Genomic DNA, 23,068 nt, shown 5'->3' on the forward strand with positions numbered 1-23,068 from the left:
GTCCAGGTGGTTCAGCAAGTATTCTGACGTGTCCCGCTGCCAGCACGACCGTCTTCGCTTGATAACTGCACGGTCCTGGACCCTCACCCCTACCCCTCTCCCGCACGGGAGAGGGGATCCCGCGGGTCTCTTCAGTTCGCTCAAGCAATTGCGAAAGAAAAGCTTTTTCATGCCGATAGGCGAAGTGTGAACACGCTCGCCGGACGCGGAGAGAGCGGTCTCCCCCGCTCCATTCGGCGAAAGGCGAACGCTTCACCATGCCAGGAAGGGGGCGTGGCGCGCGGACCGCTGGCGCTCGCAGCTGCGAAAAAGCCGGAACCCTGGCCGGACGTCGCCGTTTCTCGGAGGCCTCCGGGTTGCGCGGCACGCCCTCCCCGAGGGCGGGCGCCGCCCCGGTCGGCCCCAGATCCCAATCGAGCTTTCAGCGATGACGCCACACCTCCGTCTCGTCCTGTTGCCGCTGACGGCCGCGCTTGCGGCCGCGGCGGCCCCCGCCCTCGCCCAGCCCGCCACCTGCGCGCCGGCCCACCGCAAGATGGAGGAGGCCGCCGCCCTGCGGTTCCAGGCCCGCCAGGACGCCCGCCTCGGCGACCGCGACCGGGTCTGCGACACGCTCGGCGATGTCGAGGACCGCTACGAGGATGCCCGCGACCGCTTCGAGGAATGCGGCGCCGGCCTCGCGGCCATCGACCTGCGCGGCGCCCTGCGTTCGGTGCGCGTGGAGAAGCGCGCCTTCCGCTGTGACTGACCCCGCCGCGTGGCCGCGGGTGCGAATCCGCACGGACGCCGCCGCCGCCGCGCAGGCATTCCTGTCCTCAACGAACCCGTGCCCCTGGGAGACCCCGATGGCCACCGAGTCCACCCTCACCGAAACCGCTCCCCGCGTCGATGCCGCCGTTCCGGGCGCTCACTCCTTCGCGGCCGCCCTGTGCGGCTTCCTCGGCTCGACGGCCGCCACCACCGTGGTGATGGTCCTGCTCAGCACCTTCTGAGGGCGCCGCGCGACGCCCCGCTCAGCGCGGCGCCACCGACCAGAAGCGGCGGCGGGCGAACAGCATCTCGGGCTGGCCGACCGGCGCAATGGCCGCGAGGCTCGGTGAGATCGGCGGCGCCGGGCAGAGGGGCTCGGGCCGGCGCACCGGGACGACCGGTGCCTCTGGCCGCACCAGCCCCATGCGGACCTGAACGTCCGGGTTCCGGACCGCCGCGATCGTCGCCACCAGAGCCATCAGGGCGCCCGCGATGGCGCCGAGCACGAAATTCAGCATAGCGGCGGCTGCATGATCCGACATCGTAGCGGATTCAGGGCAGAGCCCCGGTCGTTCCGCGGCGCCCTTATGGCACCCCGATCACAACCCAAGTTTAACGCTCGGCTGCGAGTGTTCCCCGGCCCTGAATGGCCGGTCCGGAGGAACCGCACCCGATGAGCTATGGAGCCAACGCCTATGCCAAGGCTTCCCAGGCGGCGCTGACGCCCCGCGAGGCCGAGGCGGCCGTCCTGATCAAGGCGGCGGCGCGTCTCCAGGCGATCCAGGACAATTGGGACGAGCAGCAGCCGGCGCTTCACGAGGCGCTCAGCTTCAACCAGAAGGTCTGGACGCTGCTCTCGACGGCCGCCACCGAGCCCAACGCGCCGCTGCCGCAGGATCTCAAGGACTCGATGGCCCGCCTCGGCGCCTTCGTGTTCAGCCGCACCTTCGACGTGATGATCGAGCCCCACGCCGAGAAGCTCGCGGCCCTGATCCGCATCAACCGCGAACTCGCCAGCGGCCTGCGCGGCAATCCCAATCCCTGACCGGGAGAGAAGCGGCCCGCCTCAGCCGCGCGACATGTCGAGCGGCGGGGCGACCTCCGGCGGCAGGGGCGAGACGTAGCCCTCCCCCGTCCGGTCCGCCAGGTCCGCCTTCGCGGCGTCGATCAGGCCCGGATTCATCACGAGCGCGGCGCCCGTCGCCGCCATGGCCTTGGCCACCTGCACCATCGCCTTGTGGGCGGCGGGGCTCTTGCCCTGCGCCACCACCTGCCAGGTGTGGAAGGGCGTGCCGATCGCCACCGTCGGGGCGTGGGCCTGGACGGTCGGCACCACCCAGCTCACGTCGCCCACATCGGTAGAGCCGATCGCCGGGTTGCGCCGCGCGTCGAGGGGCACCAGGAAGTCGGCGAGCGGCGCGTCCGTCGGCTTCAGGCCGATCGCCCGCCACACCGCCGCGATGTCCCCGGGCGTGAGCGTGGCCCGGATGGCGCGCGCGAAGGCGCGGTCCTCCTCGTCGAAGGGCGGGGGTCCGAGATCCTCCATGACCGCGTGCAGGGTCTCCTCCAGCGGCGTGTTGCCGACGAGGTCCGAGACCGCGCTGACCACCCGCATCTCCATCCGGGTCTCGGTCATCAGGGCGGCACCCTCGGCGATCCGCCGCACCCGGTCGACGAGTTCGCGCATGCCGGGCAGGTCGCGGGCGCGGATCGAGTAGCGCACCCGGGCATGGGCCTGGACCACGTTCGGGGCGATGCCGCCGGTGTCGAGCAGCGCGTAGTGCACCCGGGCGTCGCTCGGCATGTGCTCGCGCATGTAGTTGACGCCGACATTCATCAATTCGACCGCGTCGAGGGCGCTGCGCCCGAGATGCGGGGCCGCCGCCGCGTGGCTCGCCCGGCCGGTGAACACGAAATCGGCCCGGGTGTTGGCCAGCGCCAGCGGCGGCGCCACCTCCCAGAAGCTCGCCGGGTGCCAGGTGATCGCCGCGTCCGCATCCGCGAAGGCGCCCTCCCGCACCATGAAGGCCTTGGCGGCCCCGCCCTCCTCGGCCGGGCAGCCGTAGTAGCGCACCCGGGCGTGCTGGCCGGTCTCGGCGAGCCAGTCCTTCAGCGCCGTGGCGGCCAGCAGGGCCGCCGAACCGAGCAGGTTGTGCCCGCAACCATGGCCGTGCCCGCCCGTCTCGATCGGCCGGTGTTCGGCGACCCCGGCCTCCTGGCTCAGGCCCGGCAGGGCGTCGTACTCGCCCAGGAACGCGATCACCGGCCCGTCCTCGCCGGCCTCGCCGACCAGCGCGGTCGGGATGCCGGCCACGCCCTCGGTCACCCGGAATCCCTGGTGGCGCAGTTCCTCCGCGTGGGCGGCGGCCGAGCGCTCCTCGGTGTAGCAGACCTCCGGCGTTCCCCAGACCCGGTCGCTCAGGGCGAGGAGCCGCGCCTTATGCGCGTCGACCTGCCGCCAGACGCCGTTGCGGTTGTCCATCGAATTTCCTCCCGGTCGGGTCGTGACCGCCCCTTATGCAGGAGGCGGGCCGCCGGGCGAACGCTCCCGAATGCACGGGAGCCAAGCGCATCGTCAGTATCCCGGGGACGAGAATGGCCCGGGATTTGTAAAGCGCCGGCCACCGGCTTGCGGAAGCGGGCGTCTGGTGCATGCTGCCGGCCACAACACCTGAAGGGCGAAGCCGATGAACGAGCGGGACCTGCGGAGCCTGATCGGTGCGGTCAAGGACGGACGGCTCTCGCGCCGGAATTTCGTCCAGCGGATGCTGGTGGTCGGCCTCACCGCGCCGATGGCCGGCATGATGCTCGCCCACGAAGGGGTCGCCCAGGCCGCCGACCTGCGCGCCGGCTACAAGCCGACGAAGGCGGGTGGCGGCGGGCCGCTCAAGCTGCTGTTCTGGCAGGCCCCGACGCTCCTCAACCCCCACTTCGCGGTCGGCACCAAGGATCAGGAGGGCTCCCGGGTCTTCTACGAGCCCCTCGCGGCCTGGGACGCGGAGGGCAATCTCGCGCCCATCCTCGCGGCCGAGATCCCGAGCCGCCAGAACGGCGGCGTGGCGGCGGACGGCCGCTCGGTGGTGTGGAAGCTGAAACCCGGCGTGAAGTGGCACGACGGCAAGCCCTTCACCGCCGACGACGTCGTCTTCAACTGGCGATACGCCGCGAACCCCGCCACCGCGGCGACCACCATCGGCTCCTACAAGGACATCAAGGTCGAGAAGGTCGACGACCTCACGGTCCGGGTGCTGTTCGACAAGCCGACGCCGTTCTGGGCCGACGCCTTCGTGGCCAATGTCGGGATGCTGATCCCCAAGCACCTGTTCGAGGCCTATGCCGGCGACAAGTCCCGTGACGCGCCGGCGAATCTGGCGCCGGTCGGCACCGGCCCGTACAAGTTCGTCGAGTTCCGGCCCGGCGATGTGGTGCGCGGTACCCGCAACCCCGACTACCACCTGCCGAACCGGCCTTATTTCGATTCCGTCGAGATGAAGGGCGGGGGCGACGCGGTCTCGGCGGCCCGCGCGGTGCTGCAGACGGGCGAGTACGACTTCGCCTGGAACCTGCAGGTCGAGGACGAGATCCTCAAGCGGCTGGAGGCCGAGGGCAAGGGCCGGCTCGACATCGCCTACGGCGGCAACCTCGAATTCATCCTGCTCAACGCCACCGACCCCTGGACGGAGGTCGACGGTGAGCGGTCGTCCCTCAAGACCCAGCATCCGGCCTTCTCGGACCCGGCCGTGCGCGAGGCCGTGAACCTGATCGTCAACCGGGCGGCGGTGCAGCAATACATCTACGGCCGGACCGGCCGGGCCACCGCCAACGTCCTCAACGGCCCCGAGCAGTTCCGGTCGAAGAACACCAGCTTCGCCTTCGATCCCGACAAGGCGGCGCAGATCCTGGAGGCGGCGGGCTGGAAGAAGGGCTCGGACGGCATCCGGGCCAAGGACGGGAAGAAGCTGAAGTTCGTGTTCCAGACCTCGATCAACGCGCCCCGCCAGAAGACCCAGGCGATCATCAAGCAGGTCGCGCAGAAGGCCGGCATCGAGCTGGAGCTGAAATCGATCCCGGCCTCGGTGTTCTTCTCCTCCGACGTCGCCAACCCGGATACCTATCCGCATTTCTACGCCGACATGGAGATGTATACCTGGAACATGACCCAGGCCGATCCCGGCGTGTTCATGCTGCAATACGTGTCCTGGGAGGCGGCGACCAAGGAGAACAAGTGGCAGGGCCGTAACATCTGCCGGATGAACAGCCCCGAGGCCGACGCGGCCTATCGCGCCACCCAGGAAGAGCTCGATCCGGTCAAGCGTGCCGCCCAGTTCATCAGGATGAACGACGCCACGGTGAAGGAATACGTCCTGCCGCTGTTGCATCGGGCGCAGATCTCGGGGCTGAACATCAAGCTGCAGGGACCGCTGAGCGGCTGGGACAATTCTCTGTCTTTCTTTGCCGACTGGTACAAGGAGGCGTGAGCCGGGATCCGATGCGAGGCGTCACCGGACCGGGAGCTGTCGTCTTCCCTTGCGTCATTGCACGTGATGCGGGCATGCTGCCGGCCTCACGAGCGGAGCTTCGAGCACGATGACCGAGCGGCACCTGAGGACCCTGATCGAGGCGGCGAAGACCGGGCGGCTCTCCCGCCGGGAGGTCGTGCGGCGGATGCTGGCGGTCGGCCTCACCGCCCCGATGGCCGGGTCGATCCTCGCCCATGCGGGTGTCGCGCAGGGCGCCAGCCTGCGCGACGGCTACACGCCCGGCAAGGCGGGCGGCGGCGGGCCGCTGAAGCTCCTGTTCTGGCAGGCGCCGACGCTGCTCAACCCCCATTTCGCGGTCGGCACCAAGGACAAGGAGGGGGCGCGGGTCTTCTACGAGCCCCTCGCGGCCTGGGACGGCGAGGCGAACCTCGTCCCGGTCCTCGCGGCCGAGATCCCGAGTCGCGAGAACGGCGCCGTGGCGGCGGACGGCCGCTCGGTGGTCTGGAAGCTCAAGCCCGGCGTGACATGGCACGACGGCAAGCCCTTCACCGCCGACGATGTCGTGTTCACGTGGCGCTACGCGGCCGACCCGGCGACGGCCACCACCACTTCCGGCACCTACAAGGACCTCACCGTCGAGGCGGTCGACGCCCTCACGGTCCGGGTGCTGTTCGACAAGCCGACGCCGTTCTGGGCCCATCCCCTCGTCGGCTCGGACGGGATGATCCTCCCCAGGCACCTGTTCGAGCCCTATATCGGCGACAAGTCCCGCGACGCGCCGACGAACCTCGCCCCGGTCGGCACCGGCCCCTACCGGTTCGTCGAGTTCCGGCCCGGCGACGTGGTGCGCGGCACCCGCAACCCCGACTACCACGTGCCCAACCGCCCCTTCTTCGACTCGGTCGAGATGAAGGGCGGGGGCGACGCGGTCTCGGCGGCCCGCGCGGTGCTGCAGACGGGCGAGTACGACTTCGCCTGGAACCTGCAGGTCGAGGACGAGATCCTCAAGCGGCTGGAGGCCGAGGGCAAGGGCCGGCTCGACATCGCCTATGGCGGCAACGTCGAGTTCATCCTGCTCAACGCCACCGACCCGTGGACGGAGGTCGACGGCGAGCGGTCGTCCCTCAAGACCCAGCATCCGGCCTTCTCGGACCCGGCCGTGCGCCAGGCCATGAACCTGATCGTGAACCGGGCGGCGGTGCAGCAATACATCTACGGGCGCACGGCGCGGGCGACCGCCAACATCCTCAACGGCCCCGAGCGCTTCCGCTCCCCCAACACCTCCTTCGCCTTCGACATCGAGAAGGCGGCGGGGCTCCTTGAGGGGGCGGGCTGGAAGAAGGGCCCGGACGGCATCCGGACCAAGGACGGCAGGCGCCTGAAATTCCTGTTCCAGACCTCGATCAACCCGCCGCGCCAGAAGACCCAGGCGATCATCAAGCAGGCCGCGCAGAAGGCCGGCATCGAGATGGAGCTGAAGTCGGTTCCCGGTTCGGTGTTCTTCTCCTCGGACGTCGCCAACCCGGACACCAACTCGCATTTCTACGCCGACATGGAGATGTACAGCTGGTTCCTGGGAGCGCCGGATCCGAAGGACATGATGGTGCTGTTCGTCTCCTGGGAGGCGGCGACCAAGGAGAACAAGTGGCAGGGCCGCAACATCGGCCGGATGCGCAACGCCGAGGCCGATGCCTGCTATCGCGCCGCCGAGGTGGAACTCGATCCGGTCAAGCGCGCCGCCCTCTTCATCAAGATGAACGACATCGTCGTGTCCGAATACGTCCTGCCGCTGCTGCACCGGCCGAACGTCTCGGGGCTCGCGGCCAAGCTCCGGGCGCCGGTCAGCGGCTGGGACGACACCCTCTCCTTCCTCGCCGAGTGGTACAAAGCGTCATGAATGCAGTCAGACCGTAAGGGACCGGATGGGCGCCTACCTTCTCCGCCGTCTCCTGATCGCGATCCCGAGCCTGCTCGGGATCAGCCTGATCCTCTTCACCGTGCTGGCGCTCGCACCGGGCGACCCGTTCGGGGAACTCGCCACCAACCCGAACGTCCCGCCCGAGGTGCGGGAGGCCCTGCGCGTGAAGTTCGGCCTCGATGACCCGATCCTGGTCCGCTACCTGCACTGGCTCGTCGCCATGCTGCACGGGGATTGGGGCTTCTCCTTCGCGAGCCGGGTCGACGTCGACGACCTGATCCTCCAGCGCCTGCCGACCACGCTCTTCGTGGTCGGCTCCTCGCAGGTGCTGGCGCTGCTCGTGGCGCTGCCGGTGGGCATCCTGGCGGCGCTCAGGCCCTACTCGCTCCTCGACCAGGTGGCGAACACGCTGGCCTTCGTGGGCTTCTCGCTGCCGACCTTCTTCACCGGGATCCTGTTCATCCTGCTGTTCAGCCTGAAGCTCGACTGGCTGCCCTTCGTCTACAACGCCGACATCACGGCGACGGGCTGGCACTGGTACTGGGAGCATGTCCGGCAGGCGATCATGCCGGTCCTGGTGCTGGGGCTGTTCCAGGCCGCCTCCTACACCCGCTACGTGCGTGCCTCGGTGCTGGACGTGGCCCGCCTCGACTACGTCACCACGGCCCGCGCCAAGGGATTGAGCGAGCGGGTGGTGACGCTGCGCCACATCGCCCGCAACGCGCTGATCCCGGTGGTGACGCTCGTCGCGCTGCAGATCCCCGCGGTGTTCGGCGGCGCCATCGTCACCGAGCAGATCTTCCGGGTGCCGGGCATCGGCTCGCTCCTGATCAACGCGATGCTCGCCAACGACACGCCGGTGGTGATGGCGGTGACCTTCGTGTTCGCCTGCCTCGTCGTCCTGTTCAACCTCATCGCGGACCTCCTGTATGGCTGGCTCGACCCTCGCATCTCCTTCGGCTGAGGCGGCGGCGCCGGCGCCCGCCGCCTCCGGCCGCGACACCTGGCGGCGCTTCCGCCGCCACCGGCTGGCGGTGGTGTCGAGCGTGATCCTGGCGGTGCTGGTGCTGGGGGTGGTGTTCGGCGGCCTCGTCTGGCCGGTCGCCATCGACGACATCGACTTCGCGGCGATGCTGCAGGGACCCTCGGCCCAGCACCCGTTCGGCACCGACGATCTCGGCCAGGACCTCCTCGCCCGCATGATCTATGGCGGGCGCATCTCGCTCGCGGTGGGCTTCGCCGCGATGCTGGTCGCGACCGTCGTGGGCGTGGCTTTGGGCGCGGTGGCGGGGATGTCGCGCCGCCTCCTCGACCCGGTGCTGATGTGGGTGACGGACCTGTTCCTGTCCCTGCCGCAGCTGCCGCTGCTGCTCCTCGTGATCTACCTCTTCCGCGACCAGCTCAAGCAGGCCTTCGGGGTCGAGGGCGGCATCTTCGTGATGATCGTCGCGGTGATCGGGGGCCTGCGCTGGATGCCGGTGGCGCGCCTCGTGCGGGCGCAGTTCCTGTCCCTGCGCGAGAAGGAGTTCGTGGAGGCGGCCCGCGCGCAGGGCGCTGGGCCCCTGCACCAGGTGATGCGCCACATCCTCCCGAACGCGCTCGGGCCGGTGATCGTGGCGGCGACGATCGAGGTCTCGGCGGCGATCATCGCCGAATCGACCCTGTCCTTCCTGGGGCTCGGCTTCCCGCCCGACATCCCGACCTGGGGACGGCTCCTCTACGACGCCAAGGACCACCTCGACGTGGCGCCGCACTGGGCGCTGTTCCCGGGCGCGGCGATCTTCCTGACGGTGCTGTCGATCAACTTCATCGGCGACGGCCTCCGGGACGCGCTCGATCCGCGGCGGGTGCTGTGATGGGCCCGCCCCAACCCTCCCCCCTCTGCGGGGGAGGGTGCCCGGCGGAGCCGGGCGGGAGAGGGGAACCCCGTTTCAGGATTGACCTGAACCGTTCTGACGGGCGCTCCCGGGAGAATCGTCGCGCTGCCCCTCTCCCGGCCTGCTCCGCAGGCCACCCTCCCCCGCAGAGGGGGGAGGGTGATGCCGCGGCGCCCGCCCTCGCGTTTCCGGAGACCTGAATGACCCCCATCCTCTCCGTCCGGAACCTCGCCACCGCCTTCCGGGTCGACGGGCGCTGGCGCCCGGTGGTGCACGGGGTCTCGTTCGAGATCGGCCCGCGCGAGACCGTGGCGCTGGTGGGCGAATCCGGCTCCGGCAAGAGCGTCACCGCCCTCTCGACCATGCGCCTCACCCCCCGGGACGCCAGCCGCGTCACCGGCGAGGTGCTGCTCCAGGGCCGCGACCTCCTCGCCCTGCCGGAGGCCGAGATGCGCAAGGTCCGCGGCGGCGACATCGCGATGATCTTCCAGGAGCCGATGACGAGCCTCAACCCGGTGCTCACCGTCGGCTTCCAGATCGCCGAGGCGCTGATGGCCCATCGCGGCCTCTCACGGAGCCAGGCCGAGGCCGAGACGGTGCGGCTCTTCGACAAGGTCCGGATCCCGGCCGCGGCCTCCCGCGTCCACGACCACCCGCACCGCTTCTCGGGCGGCATGCGCCAGCGGGTGATGATCGCCATGGCGCTGGCCTGCCGGCCGAAGCTCCTGATCGCCGACGAGCCGACCACCGCCCTCGACGTCACCATCCAGGCCCAGATCCTCGACCTCATCAAGGCCCTCCAGGACGAGGAGGGCATGTCGGTCCTGTTCATCACCCACGACATGGGCGTGGTGGCGGAGATCGCCGACCGCACCGTCGTCATGCTCGACGGGCGGGCGGTGGAGAGCGGGCCGACGGCCGAGATCTTCGCCCGCCCGACCCATCCCTACAGCCGGGCGCTGCTCGCCGCGGTGCCGGCGCTGGGCGCCATGCGGGGCCGGCCTCGGCCGGTGCGCTTCCCGATCGTCGACCGCGCCACCGGCGAGGCGGTGCCGGCCCGCGAGGAGGCGGACACGGTGGCGGCGGGCCGGCCGGTGCTGGAGGTGAAGGGCCTCACCACCCGCTTCGCCATCCGCGGCGGGCTGCTCGGGCGGGTGCGGGGCCGGGTCCACGCGGTGGAGAACGTCTCCTTCGACCTGCAGCCGGGCGAGACCCTGGCGTTGGTCGGCGAGTCGGGCTGCGGCAAGTCCACCACCGGCCGCTCGGTGCTGCGGCTGATCGAGCCGCAGGCGGGCTCCGTCCTCCTCGACGGGGAGGACGTCATGGGGCTCTCCGCCGCGGAGCTGCGCGCGCGGCGGCGGCGGATGCAGATGATCTTCCAGGACCCCTTCGCGAGCCTCGACCCGCGGATGAGCGTCGGCGCGGCCATCGCCGAGCCGCTGCTCGTCAACCGCCTCGCCTCGCGGCGGGAGGCGCAGGCCCGGGCGGCGGACCTGCTCGCCCGCGTCGGCCTCAAGCCCGAGATGGCGGGCCGCTACCCGCACGAATTCTCCGGCGGCCAGCGCCAGCGCATCTGCATCGCGCGGGCGCTCGCCCTGGAGCCGCGGCTGGTGGTGGCGGACGAATCCGTCTCGGCGCTCGACGTCTCGGTGAAGGCGCAGGTGGTCAACCTCCTCCTCGACCTGCAGGAATCCTTGCGCCTCGCCTATCTGTTCATCTCGCACGACATGGCGGTGGTGGAGCGGGTGAGCCACCGGGTCGCCGTGATGTATCTCGGCGAGATCGTGGAGATCGGTCCCCGCGCGGCGATCTTCGGGTCGCCCCAGCACCCCTACACCCGGCGGCTGCTTGCCGCCGTGCCGGTGCCCGACCCCGCCCGCCGCCGCGCCCGCCACGGCCTCGCCGCCGACGAGATCCGCAGCCCGATCCGCCCGGTCGACTACGTGCCGCCCGAGCGGAGCTACCGCGAGGTCTCGCCCGGCCACGCGGTGCAGGTCTGGGGGCCGGAATGGGAGCCGCCGGCGGTCGCGGCGGCGTGAGCGGGCCTCACGGGGAGGGCGGCCGATCCTGGACGTCAGGGACCCTCGGACAGGCGCGGCCAGGGCTCCGCCCGCGCGGCGGCGCGGCGATGCGGCAGGCTGAGGAGGCCGAAGACCAGGAGCACGCCGGCCGCGTACCACGCGTGCAGGCTCTGGTAGCCGGTCTCGGGCGACCACGCGAAGCCGCCCATGAAGACGTAGCCGAAGGCGGTGCCGAGGCTGCGGAAGGCGAGGAGCCAAGGGTGCTGGAGGATCGGATCCTGGACGTACCAGTCCCGCGCCACGAGGCCGAGGGCGTAGAGCAGGCCGCCGACAGGCAGGCCGAGGAGCAGGGACGCCACCGCGCGCAGGAACAGGCCGGGCCAGTCGCGGCGGCGGGTCGGGGTGGCGGAGGGCTCGCTCATGGGACGGACTTGCTCCCTTCGGGCGTGCGGGGCAAGGGGGCGAGGCAAGGGGGGCGTCCCGCTCAGCCGCCGGCCTGGATGTCCCGCAAGATGTCCAGGGCGACCAGGGCCTGGATGGAGACCTCGTCGGAGGTCCAGACGTGAATGGCACAGGAGGAGATCAGCGGCTTCGTGCTGCGCCAATGCAGGCGTGAGCGCTCGGTCTCCGAGAGGAGCGCGTTCCGGCCGCAGAAGGTCGGTATGGACCTCAATGAGGACCGGCGCTTCACACAGCCGCCATGGCTCGTCTCTCACATCGAATGCTACCCTTTTCCGGACGACTGCAGCGCCAGCGGAAGGAGATCCGGAAACCAGCGCAAGACTCCGCGAAGCGTCTGCTTCTCGACACCGCTGCTGGCATGCGGAGCCGCTTCGCGGCGATTCATCATCTGGTTTCCGGATCTCCTTCCGCTGACGCTGCAGTCGTCCGGAAAAGGGGGATGCTCGGCGTGGAGCGGGCCTTCCTCGATTTCATTCACGAGCGATGGCGAAGCCGGTGATCACCTCACACCGACCGCGTCAGCCCGCCATCGACCCGGATGTTCTGGCCGGTGATGTAGGCCGCTCCCTCGGAGGCCAGGAACCCGATCGTGGCGGCGATCTCCTCGGCGCGGCCGTAGCGGCCGAGCGGCACGCTGCGGCGGCGCTCCTCGGTGGCCGGCAGGCTGTCGATCCAGCCGGGCAGCACGTTGTTCATGCGCAGGTTGTCGGCCGCGAAGGTGTCGACGAAGACCTTGGTGAAGGCCGCGAGCCCGGCGCGGAACACCGCCGAGGTTGGGAAGAGCGCACTCGGCTCGAAGGCCCAGGCTGTCGAGATGTTGATGATCGCGCCGCCCTTCTGCGCCTGCATGACCGGCGCGACGAGCCGCGTCGGCCGGATCACGTTCATCAGGTAGACGTCGAGCCCGGTGTGCCACTGGTCGTCGGTGAGATCGAGGATCGGCGCGCGCGGCCCGTGGCCCGCACTGTTCACCAGCACGTCGATCCGGCCCCAGCGCGTCATCGTCCCGTCGACGAGCCGCCGGAGGTCGTCGGTCGACTGGTTCGAGCCGGTGATCCCGAAGCCGCCGAGCTCCTGCGCCAGGGCCTCGCCCTTGCCGGAGGAGGACAGGATCGCGACCTTGAACCCGTCGCCCGCGAGCTGCCGGGCCGCCGCCGCGCCCATGCCGCTGCCGCCCGCCGTGATGATGGCCACCCGCTCGCCCACGCTTTCGCTCCCTCGATCCCTGGTTCCAGGACAGTGCTGGCGAATTCCGGCGCCGGAGTCCATGCCGTCGCGGCCGTGCATCGCGGACTTGCGCCGCTGACCCGATCGTGCCTTCTCGCGATCCCGATCAGCGCCCGGTCCCGGGCGTCGCCGAAGGACCCGCCCGTGACCGATCCCGCTCCCGACGCTCTCCTGTCGCTGCGCCTGCGCGCCGAGACGCAGGGCGCCCACGCGCGGGTCGAGGCGCTGAGCGGGCTGCCGGGCACCATCCGCAGCCGGGCCGACTACGCCGCCTGCCTCGCCGCGCTGCTGAGCGTCTGGGGGCCGATCGAGGGCGATCTCGCGCGCTGGCCCGACTGGACCGCCCTCGGCCTCGATCCACTGGCCCGGGCGCGCGGCCCGCTCCTCGCGGCGGATCTCGCCGATCTCGCGGCCGGCCCGGCTCCCGCCGTCGCGCTCGCCCCGAGCACGGCCTTCGCGGAGGCCCTCGGGCGGCTCTACGTGCTCGAAGGCTCGGCCCTCGGCGGAAAGCTCATCCTCGCCGATCTCCGGGCGCGGTCCGACCTCGATCTCGGCGCCGCCACGCGCTTCTTCGGGGGGCACGGCCGCGCGGCGGGGCGGCTCTGGGCGGAGCTGCGCGCCGCCCTCGACGCCTTCGGGGCGCGCCATCCGGAGGAGGCGGCCGCGGTGATCCGCGGCGCGCAGGACGCCTTCGCGGCCTTCGCGGCGGCCTTCCGGGCCGCGGACCTCGCGGGGCGCCGGGCAGCCTGAGGCGCCGCGGCTACTCCGCCGGGGTCTCGCGCGCCCGGCCGAGGGGCACGTGCGGCACGAGGAGCGCCAGCACCACGCAGGCCACCGCGATGACGAACATCGCCACGAAGGTCTGGTGCAGGGCGAGCTGCAGCGTGTCGCGGATGCGGCCGAGCCCGCTCGCGCCCTCGCTCGACGCCAGCAGCCGCTGGAGCTGGTCGGTGGTGACGCCCGCCCCGGCGCGGCCGAGGCCGTGGTTGAGCACCGCCCCGAACAGCGTCGCGCCGAGCGTGCTGCCGAGGTTGCGCGAGAACACGTTCGAGGCCGTGGCGCTGCCGCGCTGCGTCCAGGGCACGATCTCCTGGATCAGCATCAGGGCGGTGTTGCTGAGGAGCCCCATGCCGAAGCCCATCACCATCGAGGCGACGCCCGCCGTCACCGGGGCTGAGCCGGGGCCGAGCGTCAGGAGCACGCTCGCCCCCACGGGCAGGAGCAGGCTGCCGGTGAGCAGGATCGGGCGCAGGCCGAAGCGCGTGAGAGTGCGGGCGGCGAGCGTCGCGCCGATCGGCCAGCCGAGCACCATCACGGTGAGCGCGAGCCCCGCCACCAGCGGCGTCTGCCCGAGCACCCCCTGCACGTACATCGGCAGGAAGGTGGTGAGCCCGATCAGCGCCATGCCGGCGAGCAGCGAGCAGCCGTTCGAGGCCGCGATCGGCCGCCGGCTCCAGACCGAGAAGGCGATGATCGGCTCCGGGGTCAGCCGCTCCTGGATCACGAACAGGATCGCGCCGACGAGGGCGATGATTGCGGCCGTCATGGCGCCCCAGCTGTCCGAGGCGCCGGCCTCCGTGAGCGCCACCATCAGGGCGCCGATCGCCACCGTGAACAGGGCGGCGCCGGCCGCATCGATGCGGCGGGAGGCCCGGGCCACGCCCTCGTGCAGGAAGGTCGCGAAGCCGGCGGCCGCGAGCAACCCGATCGGGATGTTGAGCCAGAAGATCCAGGCCCAGGAGAAGTGCTCGATGATGAAGCCGCCCGCCAGCGGCCCCAGCACCGCCGAGGTCGCCCAGACGCTCGCCAGGAAGCCCTGGATGCGCCCGCGCTCCTCGGCGCTGTAGAGGTCGCCCACGATGGTCAGGGAGATCGGCTGGATCGCCCCCGCGCCGACGCCCTGGATCAGCCGGAAGGCGATCATCGCCGGCATCGTGCGGGCGAAGCCGCAGAGCAGCGAGCCCGCCAGGAACACCGCGATGCCGGCGAGCATCACGGGCTTGCGGCCGTAGACGTCCGAGAGCTTGCCGAACACCACCGTCGCGGCGGTCTGAGTGAGCAGGAAGGACGAGAACACCCAGGCGTAGAGGGAGAGCCCGCCGAGATCCCCGACGATCTGGGGCATCGCGGTCGACACGATGGTGGCCTCGATGGCGACCATGAACATGGAGGCCATCACCGCCGCGATCACGAAGGGACGGCGGGTCGTCGGGAGTGCTGACATGATCGGTCCAGTCGGGGAGCGCGCCGGCCGGGGCGCCCGGGCGGGCCGCTCCTGAGGGGCGTGAGCTAAACCAGTGGATCGCAACCGCAAGCTTCGCCGCGAGACTTGACGACGCTCACAGGGCAGGTCTGCGTCGATCGCATGCGGGATTGATTCGGATCTGTTTCCGAGCGGCCTTTTCGCTGGCCGTTGCACCCGGGAGGGGATGGGCATGGACCGCGATCGACTGTTCCTGATCGCGCCGGATTTCGTCGATCCGGCCTATCCGGGGCGGCGCTTCTACTGCTGGCACTGCGCGCTGCTGGAGGGCGTGCTGGCCTCCTTCCCGGACCTGGCGGGTCGCCTCGACGTGGTGCGGGTCGCCTGGCCCCGCCCGCGCCGGGAGGTCGCGGCGCTCGTCGGCGAGGCCAACCAGGTCCTGCCGCTCCTCGTCCTGGCGGCGGGGGGCTCCTCCCGCTTCGTGAGCGGCACCCATGCCGGGCGCCGCTTCGTCGCGGATAAGGATGGGATCCTCGGCGCCCTGAGCGAGCGCCACGGCTTCCCCGAGCCGCACCCCTGAGGGTCAGGCCTGGACGCCCGCCCGCGCCACGTCAGCGGCATCCTTCAGGGAGGCGACGTCCCAGCACAGGGCCATCACCCGGCGGATCTGCGCCTCCGGCAGGATGCCCTCGGCGAGGTCGGTGAACTTCCGCTCCAGATCGGCGTCGCTCATCGGGTTCTCGACGCTGCCGATCGCGTGCTCGATGTGGCGCGTCAGGGTCCGCCCGTCCGTCAGCGTGACCGTCATGTCGACCTGCTCGGGCCGCACACCCGGGGTCACCGTCGGGACGACCTTGGCGCGCAAAGCCGTGATCACGGGATCGCGCACAGCCCGGTCGCTGAACTGCTTCTCGCCGCCCGCCCCCTCGACCAGCGCGACCGCCACCGCGTGCGTGATGCTGAACTTGCCCTCCAGCCCCGTGCGCGGCGCGGTCTTGCCGGTGAGTTCGAGCACCAGCGGGTGGACCTTGAGGTCGACCCGGGCGATCTGCTCCGGCGCGAGGTGGTGCTGGTTGCGCAGCTGCACGGCGGCGTCGATCGCCGGATGCATGACGATGCCGCAGGCGAAGGGCTTGTAGGTGTTGAGCAGCGCCTCGTAGCGGCTGCCCAGCCCCTCGGTGATCTCCCGGTAATCCTGCTTGGTCGAGATGGTGTTGGCCCAGCCGCGCTTGGCCTCGATCATCCCGTCCGAACTCGTGTAGTTCTTCGAGGCCAGGATCGCCGCGAAGAGCCCGTTGGCGGCGGCGCGGCCCGGATTGAAGCTCTTGTTCATCGAGCCGAAGGATTCGCGCAGGCCCACCGGCTGCGAGGCGGCGAGCCCCAGCGCCCAGACCATCTGCTGCTCGGTGAGCCCCATCAGCCGCCCCGCGGCGGCCGCGGCCCCGAACACGCCGGCCGTGCCGGTGATGTGCCAGCCGACATCGTAGTGGTTGGGATAGACCGCGTTGCCGATCCGGCACTCGGTCTCGACGCCGATCACCAGGGCGTTGAGGAAGTCGCTCCCCGAGACCGGGCGCATCTCGGCCAGCGCCAGGATCGCCGACGCGACCGGGCCGGCCGGGTGGATCACGGTCTTCAGGTGCGTGTCGTCGTAGTCGAAGATGTGGCTCGACACGCCGTTCAGGAAGGCGGCGTTCATGATGTCGAAGCGCTCGCCGCGCCCGAACAGCCCGGCCTGGGGCGGCCCGGAGAAGGGCTTGAGCGCCGAGACCGCGACGTCCAGGGTCTCGTGATGCGAGCCGCCGATGGCGACGCCGACCCAGTTGAGGAAGGTCCGGGTGCCCTCCCGCCGCACCGGCTCGGGCAGGTCCTCGAACCGGGCCTCCACCACGTAGCGGGCGAGGGTGCGGGTGACATCGTGAGGCGCCTGCGGCGCGGGCGGGGCGGGCTCCTGCGCGGCGTTCCCCGCAGTCCCGGCGAGGGCGAGGCCCGCGGCCCCGATCAGCGTGCGGCGGTCGATCCTCACCATGGCGTCTCCTCCGGGTCCGTTCTTCGGTGTCGTTGGCGGACAGTATACCGGAGGACGGGGCAAGATCGGAAGCGGCCCGAGGGGATGCCGCGCGCCCGAACCTTCTTCTGCAGAGGGCACAGCTGTCCGGGGAGATCGGAAGCCCCTTTTAGGGCGTTTTGGTCTCAGAAAAGCGCTCTGTTAACAACAAACTATGCCATTCCAGCTCACGCGGGATCCCCTCTCCCGAGTGGGAAAGGGGTAGAGGTGAGGGTGGCTCGGCGTGAGGATCGATCTGAACCGTCGAGCTGCCAGCGGCTAGGTCCCGTCTTCTTGCTGAAGCCGAGCCACCCTCACGCGGGATCTTCGATCCCCCGGCCCCTCTCCCACTCGGGCTAGCGGATTCACAGAACGAGAAAAATACAAACAAAACAGATACTTACGTTGATACACGAGGGTTCCCGGGTGTGGCGCGGGGAACCCCTCTCCCGTGCGGGAGAGGGGCAGGGGTGAGGGTCCAGGTGGTTCAGCAAGAATTCTGACGTGTCCCGCTGTCAGCACGACCGTCTTCGCGTGATGACGGCACGGTCCGGGACCCTCACCCCTACCCCTCTCCCGCACGGGAGAGGGGATCCCGCGGGTCTCCTCGATTCCGCTCAAGCGACTGCGCAAGAAGAGCTTTTTCATGCCGATAGGCGACGTGTGAACACGCTAGCCCACTCGGGAGAGGGGAGACGTGCCTCACATTTCTACCGGACAGCCGTGCGCAGCGGGGAGAAGGTTCGCCCCCGCCTCAGATCGCGACCGGATCGCCGTCGATCCCGTCATCCTCCGGCTCCCTCCGGGCGGGCCGGCGCGCCCGGCGGCTGCCGCGCTCCACCAGCGAGCGGCCGAGCGCGCGGAACGGCGCGGTCAAGCGGCGGAGATCCTCGGCCCGCTCCATCAGCCGCTCGCCGTTGCGGATCTCGCGGTCGAGATGGGCCATGGTCCGGGCCAGGGCGGGGTCGTCGTCCTCCAGCCAGACCTGCATGGTGCGCGCGAAGGCGATCACCACGCCCTGCAGCTTGAGGCGCCCGAGCGGCCCCTCGCTGTCGATCCCGGCCGCCGCCAGCATGAAGCGCTGCGAGTTCAGCGCGACGCCGTTGAGGGCGGCAAGCGAGAGCGGATCGGCGCGCAGCGCGAAGGTGATGCGCCGCAGGGCCGCCTTGTAGGGCGTCATCGCGTCCAGGCGCCGCATCAGCACGTCGAACAGGCGCTCGCGGGACGGCTCCTCGTCGAGGTCGCCGGTCGTGCCCTCCAGCACCTGCCGGTCGATCATCCGGGAGAAGCCGCCGAGCACCGCCCCCTTCGAGGGGAAGAGGTCGCGGAACTGCGCCAGGCTTACGCCGGCCTCGCGGGCGATGTCGGTGATCTCGATGTCGGTCCAGGGCTGCTCGGCGGCGAGCCGCATCAGCGCCTCGACGATCGCCTCCCGCGGGTTGCCCGCCGGACTCTCCGGCGCGTCGGCGGATCTGGGCTTCCTGGCCATGCGGTGCTCCGGTGATGCCTTACGCCTCCCGATGTAGGGGAGTGCGGGCCGGATCGGCAGGGTAGGGCGCTGCGGCGGCCTGTCGTATCGGGCGTATCAGCCCGACAATTCGGCCGAGCGGGTCTTGGCCGCCGCCACGGCGTCCCGGAGCAGGGCGGCGAGCCCACCCTCCGCCATCAGGACCTCGAGCGCCGCCGCGGTGGTGCCCCCCGGCGAGGTCACGTTCCGGCGCAGCGTCGCGGGATCGAGGGGGCTCTCGGCGAGCAGCGCGCCCGCCCCCGCCACGGTCTGCCGGGCGAGGCGGGCGGCGACCCCCGGCGGCAGGCCGGCGGCGTCGCCCGCCGCCGCGAGGGCCTCGGCGAGCAGGAACACGTAGGCGGGTCCCGAGCCCGAGAGGGCCGTCACCGCGTCGATCAGCGCCTCGTCGTCGAGCCACTCCACGATGCCGATGCCGGAGAGGAGCGCGTCCGCCACCCGGCGCTGGCGCGGGCTCGTCTCGGGGCTCGCCGCCGCGCCGGTGGCACCCTTGCCGATGCTGGCGGGCAGGTTCGGCATCGCCCGCACGAAGGCGCGGGCCTGCGGCAGGCGGGCCCTGAGGTTCGCCACGGTCTTGCCCGCCAGCACCGAGACCACGAGCGTGTCGGGCCCCGCGAGCGGCGCGACGGCGGGGGCGGCCGCCTCCAGCCCCTGCGGCTTGATCGCCAGGACCAGCGCCTCCGGGGGCGCCGGGTCCGACGGGTTGAGGGCGATCCCGCGCGCCGCGCAGAGGGCGGCGAGGTCGGGCGAGGCGCCGGGATCGACGACGGCGATGCGCGACCCGTCGAGACCGCCCGCGAGCCAGCCCTCCAGCATGGCCCCGCCCATCTTGCCGGCGCCGACGAGGATCAGGGAGGCGGGGAGGTCGGCGCGGGTCATGGGCGGGAACCGGGGTCAGGGAGAATCCGAGCGCCTGCCTAGCCCATTTCCCGGCCGCGCGGGAGCGTGGGCGGTCGCGCGGGCTCGACGCTCACAGCCCCGGCGCAGGAGACATGCGGAGCCAAGCCAGACAGACACCAGCTCGCGGGTTCACATCAGACTTCCCCTTTTCCGGGCGCATGCAGCGTCAGCGGAATGCGACCCGGAAACCAGCACAGGAATCCGCCGCGAAGCGGCTCCGAATGCCAGCAGCGGTGTTGAAAAGCAGTCGCTTCGCGGAGTCTGGCGCCGGGTTCCGGATCTGCTTCCGCTGACGGTGTTCTCGTCCGGAAAAGGGGAGCTCGCCATGAAGCGGGCGCCTCCTGGTTTCATCAGGAGCAGGTTTCGCTCCAACGCGCAGGCGTCGATGAGCGCGGTGAAGCGATTGGCGAACAAGGCTCAGAAATACTCTGCATCCATCTCCGCCAGAGCCGACAGGGCATCGCTGCGCTTGGCGTCTCTTGTTCGTTTGTATGCGAACAGATGGTCGGCCTTGATCCGACGATGTCGGCCGACCTTCGTGTGTGCGATCTCTCCCTTGTCAAGCAACGATATCAGAAAAGGTCGCGATACGTTGAGAATGTCTGCCGCCTGCCGCATCGACAGCATCTGCCCGGCGGGAACGACCGACCCCGCATCTGGGCGATCCTGCGATCCGTTCTCTGGCGAAACCGTGCGGCTGAGGAAAAGGGGATCGCTCACCCCGCCGCCGCCCGGATCGCCGCGCGCACCCGGTCCGGCGCCTCGAAGGGCAGGAAATGCGTGGTACCCGGCACCGTCTCGACGGTCACGAGGGGCGGCCGGTCGCCGTCGGGGGCGCAGGTGCTGCCGGACGCCGCCCGCAGGATCGCGGCCGGCCGGCGCAGGCGGCGGAGCGCGCCCCAGGCGTCGTGGCCGAGCGCGAGGTAGTTCGACGCCTCCCAGGCCGGCGCGCAGGCGAGCGCCACGGTCCCGTCCGGCGAATCGCGGAATCCCTCCGCCACGTAGTCGGCGAGCGCCCAGTCCGGCCAGGTGCGGAAGGCGCCGCGCCCCCGATAGGCGGCGAAGGCCGCCTCCCGCGACGGGAAGGTCGCCCGGCGCCGCAGCGCCCCGTCGGCGAGGGGCGAGTGGCGCCGGATCAGCCGGCGCAGGAGCGGCAGGCGGGCCGCGAGGGCATCGCGGGGCCGCAGGATCACCGGATCGAGGAGGACGAGGTTGCGCACCCGGTCGGGCCGGCGTGCCGCCGCGAGCAGCGCGGAGGTGCCGCCCATCGAGTGGCCGATCAGGGTGAGCGGCGGGCAATCCAGCCGGTCGAGCACCGCGACGAGGTCCGCCGCCACGTCGTTCCAGCTCCGGCGGCCGCGCGGATCGGCCGGCAGCGTCGTGGCGCCGTGGCCGCGCTGGTCGGTGGCGAGGATGCGCAGGTCCTCCGCCAGGGGCGCGATCAGGCCGCGATAAGTGCGCGCCGTGAAGCCGTTCGCGTGCAGCAGGAGGGCGTCGGCCGGGCGGTTCCGCGGGCCGACATCCAGCAGGGCGACGCGCCCGCCGCCGGGGTCGCCGATGTCGAGCGTCTCGCGCGTGAAGGCGGCGTCCCGCGTCTCCATCGGCCCCGTTCGTCCCCGTTCCGACTCCTCCTAGCGGAGGCGCCGGCGAGCGCGAAGGCGTCTCCGGCGCAGGGCAAGCATGCGCGAAGGGCGGCGGGATCCCTTCCGCCGCCCTTCGCGCCCCGCCGGTCGTCACGCCGTCAGGCCATCTGCACGGCCCGCGCGCCCGCCGCCGCGTCCGCCTCGGCCTCCGAGAGGTAGCGCAGCCGCATGGGCTTGAGGACGAACAGGGCGAGCGCCGCCGCCGTCACGTTGAGCCCGACGATCAGCGCGAAGACCGCCGACCAGCCGTAGGCCGCCGAGACCATGCTGGCGAAGGGCACCACGAAGGCCGCCGAGCCCTTCGCCGTGTAGAGCAGGCCCGCGTTGCTGGTGGCGAATTTCGCGCCGAAGGTGTCGCCGCAGGTGGCCGGAAACAGCGAGTAGATCTCCCCGAACACCCCGAAATACACCGCCGTGGCGAGCACGAAGACCACCGGGTTGTGCCCGAACAGCAGCAGCACGATCACCGCCGCGGCGGCGGTGCCGAAGGCGATGAACATGGTGTTCTCGCGGCCGATGTTGTCCGAGACCCAGCCGAAGAAGGGACGCCCGAAGCCGTCGAAGATGCGGTCGAGGGAGATGGCGAGGGTCAGCGCCGCCATCTGCAGGCCGAGCAGGCTCACCGGCACGTCCGCGACCTTGTAGTCGTGGGCGATCGGGGCGATCTGCGCCGCGGTCATCAGGCCGCCCGAAGCCACCATCACGAACATGGCGTACATGACCCAGAAGACCGGGGTGCGCACCGCCTCGGCCGGCGTCCGGTCGACCTGCGACTGCGGCAGGCGCAGGCTCCTGCGCCGCACCTGCACGGCGACGCGGGGCTTGCGCAGCAGGAAGGACAGCAGGACCACCACGCCGCCCTGGATCAGCCCGAAGGTCAGGAAGGCCTGCTGGTAGCCGCTCGCGGCGATCATCTTGGCGATCGGCACCACGGTGAGCGCCGCGCCGGCCCCGAACCCGGCCGCGGTGGCGCCCGCCGCGAGGCCGCGGCGATGGGGGAACCACTTCAGCGCGTTGCCCACGCAGGTGCCGTAGACCGCGCCGGCCCCGATCCCGCCCAGTACCGCCCCCAGATAGAGGAGCACCAGGGTGTCCGCGTAGGCGTTGAGGAGCCAGGCGAGCGCGATCATCACGCCGCCGAACAGCACCACGATTCGCGGGCCGTAACGGTCGACGAACCAGGCCTCGACGGGAACCAGCCACGTCTCCGTGGCCACGAAGAGCGTGAAGGCGAACTGGATCGCGGTGCGCCCCCAGTGGAACTTTGCGTCGATCGGGTCGACGAAGAGTGTCCAGCCGTACTGGAGGTTGGCGATCATCGCCATGCACATGATGCCGAACGCGAGCTGCCACCACTTCGCGGACGGGGCGTCCTGAGGTTCCATCCCTGATTCCCCTTGTTGGCTGGGCGCTGCGCCCACCGGGAGAATGCACTAAATCTCTTGGTATGCAACATACCAACAGAAGACCGGCACGATGGTGCCTATAATGCCGGTTGCGGGCTGGATTGGCGACTCGCGGTGAGGTTGATAGCCGGCGGCGGCGCGGCGCAACGACCCTCCCTGCAGAGGGGCTATCGCGTGCACCCGGTGATCGAAGAACACTGACAAGACGATCGTCCATTCAAGCGCATGACGTGGTGAATCCGGTGCGGGGATCCTCTCTCCCGTGCGGGCTACCGCGCGCACACCGCTCGGAAAAATCCATTTCTATCAGTATGATAGATGAAGCCGTCGCGAAGCTTCCGAGGAGCGCATCAGGGCCGATCCGCGAGCATGCCCCAACGGCCTGATCGACATTGTGGGCCGAAATCTCGGCCGAATATCCTGGATGCGCATCAGATTTAATACGGCAATAAGATCGCAAGGCAGAGCATAATATCCCATCAACGGCAACAAACCCGCCGCCTCATGCTGAGGTGCCGCACAGCGGCCTCGAAGCACCCCACAGCATCTCGTCCAAGGCGCCTTTTCTCTTGGATGAACCTTCTGGGGTGCTTCGAGGCCGCTGCGCG

Annotated in this window: 21 protein-coding genes and 1 pseudogene; 10 read left to right on the forward strand and 12 right to left on the reverse strand. The window is 70.8% G+C overall.

Features of this window, described 5'->3' with window-relative positions; translation table 11 throughout:
• Positions 1 to 427: 427 nt before the first annotated feature.
• Together ACW9J6_RS19325 and ACW9J6_RS19330 are read left to right on the forward strand one after the other, a co-directional pair.
• Positions 428 to 748, forward strand: a complete 321-nt coding sequence (locus tag ACW9J6_RS19325; RefSeq protein WP_457118131.1) for a hypothetical protein — start codon at positions 428 to 430, stop codon at positions 746 to 748.
• Between the two features lie 97 nt (positions 749 to 845).
• The gene (locus ACW9J6_RS19330; protein ID WP_457118132.1) at positions 846 to 992 is read left to right on the forward strand and encodes a hypothetical protein; all 147 of its coding nucleotides are present in this window, start codon (positions 846 to 848) and stop codon (positions 990 to 992) included.
• Positions 993 to 1,013: 21 nt separating this feature from the next.
• On the opposite strand, the gene ACW9J6_RS19335 is transcribed toward ACW9J6_RS19330, so the two are convergent.
• Positions 1,014 to 1,292 carry a hypothetical protein gene (locus tag ACW9J6_RS19335; RefSeq protein WP_457118133.1) on the reverse strand — a complete coding sequence of 93 codons (279 nt, stop codon included), beginning with the start codon at positions 1,290 to 1,292 and terminating at the stop codon, positions 1,014 to 1,016.
• Between the two features lie 131 nt (positions 1,293 to 1,423).
• On the opposite strand from ACW9J6_RS19335, the gene flaF reads away from it, so the two are divergent.
• Positions 1,424 to 1,795, forward strand: a complete 372-nt coding sequence (flaF, locus tag ACW9J6_RS19340) for a flagellar biosynthesis regulator FlaF (protein ID WP_457118134.1) — start codon at positions 1,424 to 1,426, stop codon at positions 1,793 to 1,795.
• A gap of 21 nt (positions 1,796 to 1,816) precedes the next feature.
• Here the strand turns inward: flaF and ACW9J6_RS19345 are convergent, their stop codons facing one another.
• Positions 1,817 to 3,232 (reverse strand): M20 family metallopeptidase, encoded by a 1,416-nt coding sequence (locus ACW9J6_RS19345; protein WP_457118135.1) that lies wholly within the window; start codon positions 3,230 to 3,232, stop codon positions 1,817 to 1,819.
• A 205-nt stretch (positions 3,233 to 3,437) separates the two neighbouring features.
• Between ACW9J6_RS19345 and ACW9J6_RS19350 the strand changes: the two genes are divergently transcribed.
• From ACW9J6_RS19350 to ACW9J6_RS19370, 5 genes are all read left to right on the forward strand, one after another.
• Complete coding sequence (locus ACW9J6_RS19350; RefSeq protein WP_457118136.1) at positions 3,438 to 5,228, forward strand: peptide ABC transporter substrate-binding protein; 1,791 nt, start codon at positions 3,438 to 3,440, stop codon at positions 5,226 to 5,228.
• A gap of 109 nt (positions 5,229 to 5,337) precedes the next feature.
• Positions 5,338 to 7,128, forward strand: coding sequence for a peptide ABC transporter substrate-binding protein (locus ACW9J6_RS19355; protein WP_457118137.1), 1,791 nt, complete (start codon positions 5,338 to 5,340; stop codon positions 7,126 to 7,128).
• 25 nt (positions 7,129 to 7,153) lie between these two features.
• A complete protein-coding gene (locus ACW9J6_RS19360) occupies positions 7,154 to 8,113 on the forward strand; it encodes an ABC transporter permease (protein WP_457118138.1) in 960 nt (319 codons plus the stop codon).
• Positions 8,079 to 9,005: an ABC transporter permease gene (locus ACW9J6_RS19365; protein WP_457118139.1), complete on the forward strand. Its 927-nt coding sequence runs from the start codon at positions 8,079 to 8,081 to the stop codon at positions 9,003 to 9,005. The genes ACW9J6_RS19360 and ACW9J6_RS19365 overlap by 35 nt, the downstream gene beginning before the upstream one ends.
• Before the next feature lie 221 nt (positions 9,006 to 9,226).
• On the forward strand, positions 9,227 to 11,065 hold the full coding sequence (locus ACW9J6_RS19370; protein ID WP_457118140.1) for an ABC transporter ATP-binding protein: 1,839 nt from the start codon (positions 9,227 to 9,229) through the stop codon (positions 11,063 to 11,065).
• Positions 11,066 to 11,100: 35 nt separating this feature from the next.
• On the opposite strand, the gene ACW9J6_RS19375 is transcribed toward ACW9J6_RS19370, so the two are convergent.
• The 3 genes from ACW9J6_RS19375 to ACW9J6_RS19385 form a co-directional block, all read right to left on the reverse strand.
• The gene (locus ACW9J6_RS19375; protein WP_457118141.1) at positions 11,101 to 11,469 is read right to left on the reverse strand and encodes a hypothetical protein; all 369 of its coding nucleotides are present in this window, start codon (positions 11,467 to 11,469) and stop codon (positions 11,101 to 11,103) included.
• Positions 11,470 to 11,531: 62 nt separating this feature from the next.
• A complete protein-coding gene (locus ACW9J6_RS19380; protein ID WP_457118142.1) occupies positions 11,532 to 11,720 on the reverse strand; it encodes a hypothetical protein in 189 nt (62 codons plus the stop codon).
• Positions 11,721 to 12,013: 293 nt separating this feature from the next.
• Positions 12,014 to 12,715 (reverse strand): SDR family oxidoreductase, encoded by a 702-nt coding sequence (locus tag ACW9J6_RS19385; RefSeq protein ID WP_457118143.1) that lies wholly within the window; start codon positions 12,713 to 12,715, stop codon positions 12,014 to 12,016.
• A gap of 165 nt (positions 12,716 to 12,880) precedes the next feature.
• Between ACW9J6_RS19385 and ACW9J6_RS19390 the strand changes: the two genes are divergently transcribed.
• Complete coding sequence (locus ACW9J6_RS19390) at positions 12,881 to 13,486, forward strand: biliverdin-producing heme oxygenase (RefSeq protein WP_457118144.1); 606 nt, start codon at positions 12,881 to 12,883, stop codon at positions 13,484 to 13,486.
• A gap of 10 nt (positions 13,487 to 13,496) precedes the next feature.
• Here ACW9J6_RS19390 and ACW9J6_RS19395 read toward each other — a convergent pair whose 3' ends face one another.
• The gene (locus ACW9J6_RS19395; RefSeq protein ID WP_457118145.1) at positions 13,497 to 14,960 is read right to left on the reverse strand and encodes an MDR family MFS transporter; all 1,464 of its coding nucleotides are present in this window, start codon (positions 14,958 to 14,960) and stop codon (positions 13,497 to 13,499) included.
• Positions 14,961 to 15,171: 211 nt separating this feature from the next.
• Between ACW9J6_RS19395 and ACW9J6_RS19400 the strand changes: the two genes are divergently transcribed.
• Positions 15,172 to 15,519 carry a DUF3088 domain-containing protein gene (locus ACW9J6_RS19400; protein ID WP_457118146.1) on the forward strand — a complete coding sequence of 116 codons (348 nt, stop codon included), beginning with the start codon at positions 15,172 to 15,174 and terminating at the stop codon, positions 15,517 to 15,519.
• Positions 15,520 to 15,522: 3 nt separating this feature from the next.
• Here ACW9J6_RS19400 and ACW9J6_RS19405 read toward each other — a convergent pair whose 3' ends face one another.
• The 6 genes and pseudogenes from ACW9J6_RS19405 to oxlT form a co-directional block, all read right to left on the reverse strand.
• Entirely contained in the window at positions 15,523 to 16,968 is a 1,446-nt protein-coding gene (locus ACW9J6_RS19405; protein WP_457118147.1) for an MmgE/PrpD family protein, read from the reverse strand.
• A 772-nt stretch (positions 16,969 to 17,740) separates the two neighbouring features.
• Positions 17,741 to 18,475, reverse strand: a complete 735-nt coding sequence (locus ACW9J6_RS19410) for a TetR/AcrR family transcriptional regulator (protein WP_457118148.1) — start codon at positions 18,473 to 18,475, stop codon at positions 17,741 to 17,743.
• Between the two features lie 96 nt (positions 18,476 to 18,571).
• Positions 18,572 to 19,390, reverse strand: a complete 819-nt coding sequence (gene proC, locus ACW9J6_RS19415; protein ID WP_457118149.1) for a pyrroline-5-carboxylate reductase — start codon at positions 19,388 to 19,390, stop codon at positions 18,572 to 18,574.
• A gap of 438 nt (positions 19,391 to 19,828) precedes the next feature.
• A pseudogene (locus ACW9J6_RS19420) lies at positions 19,829 to 20,068 on the reverse strand (helix-turn-helix domain-containing protein); the annotation flags it as partial.
• A 59-nt stretch (positions 20,069 to 20,127) separates the two neighbouring features.
• Positions 20,128 to 21,012 (reverse strand): alpha/beta fold hydrolase, encoded by an 885-nt coding sequence (locus tag ACW9J6_RS19425; RefSeq protein WP_457118150.1) that lies wholly within the window; start codon positions 21,010 to 21,012, stop codon positions 20,128 to 20,130.
• 140 nt (positions 21,013 to 21,152) lie between these two features.
• Entirely contained in the window at positions 21,153 to 22,439 is a 1,287-nt protein-coding gene (oxlT, locus tag ACW9J6_RS19430; RefSeq protein ID WP_457118151.1) for an oxalate/formate MFS antiporter, read from the reverse strand.
• Positions 22,440 to 23,068: the final 629 nt, after the last annotated feature.

This window comes from Methylobacterium sp. JK268 (assembly GCF_054052225.1).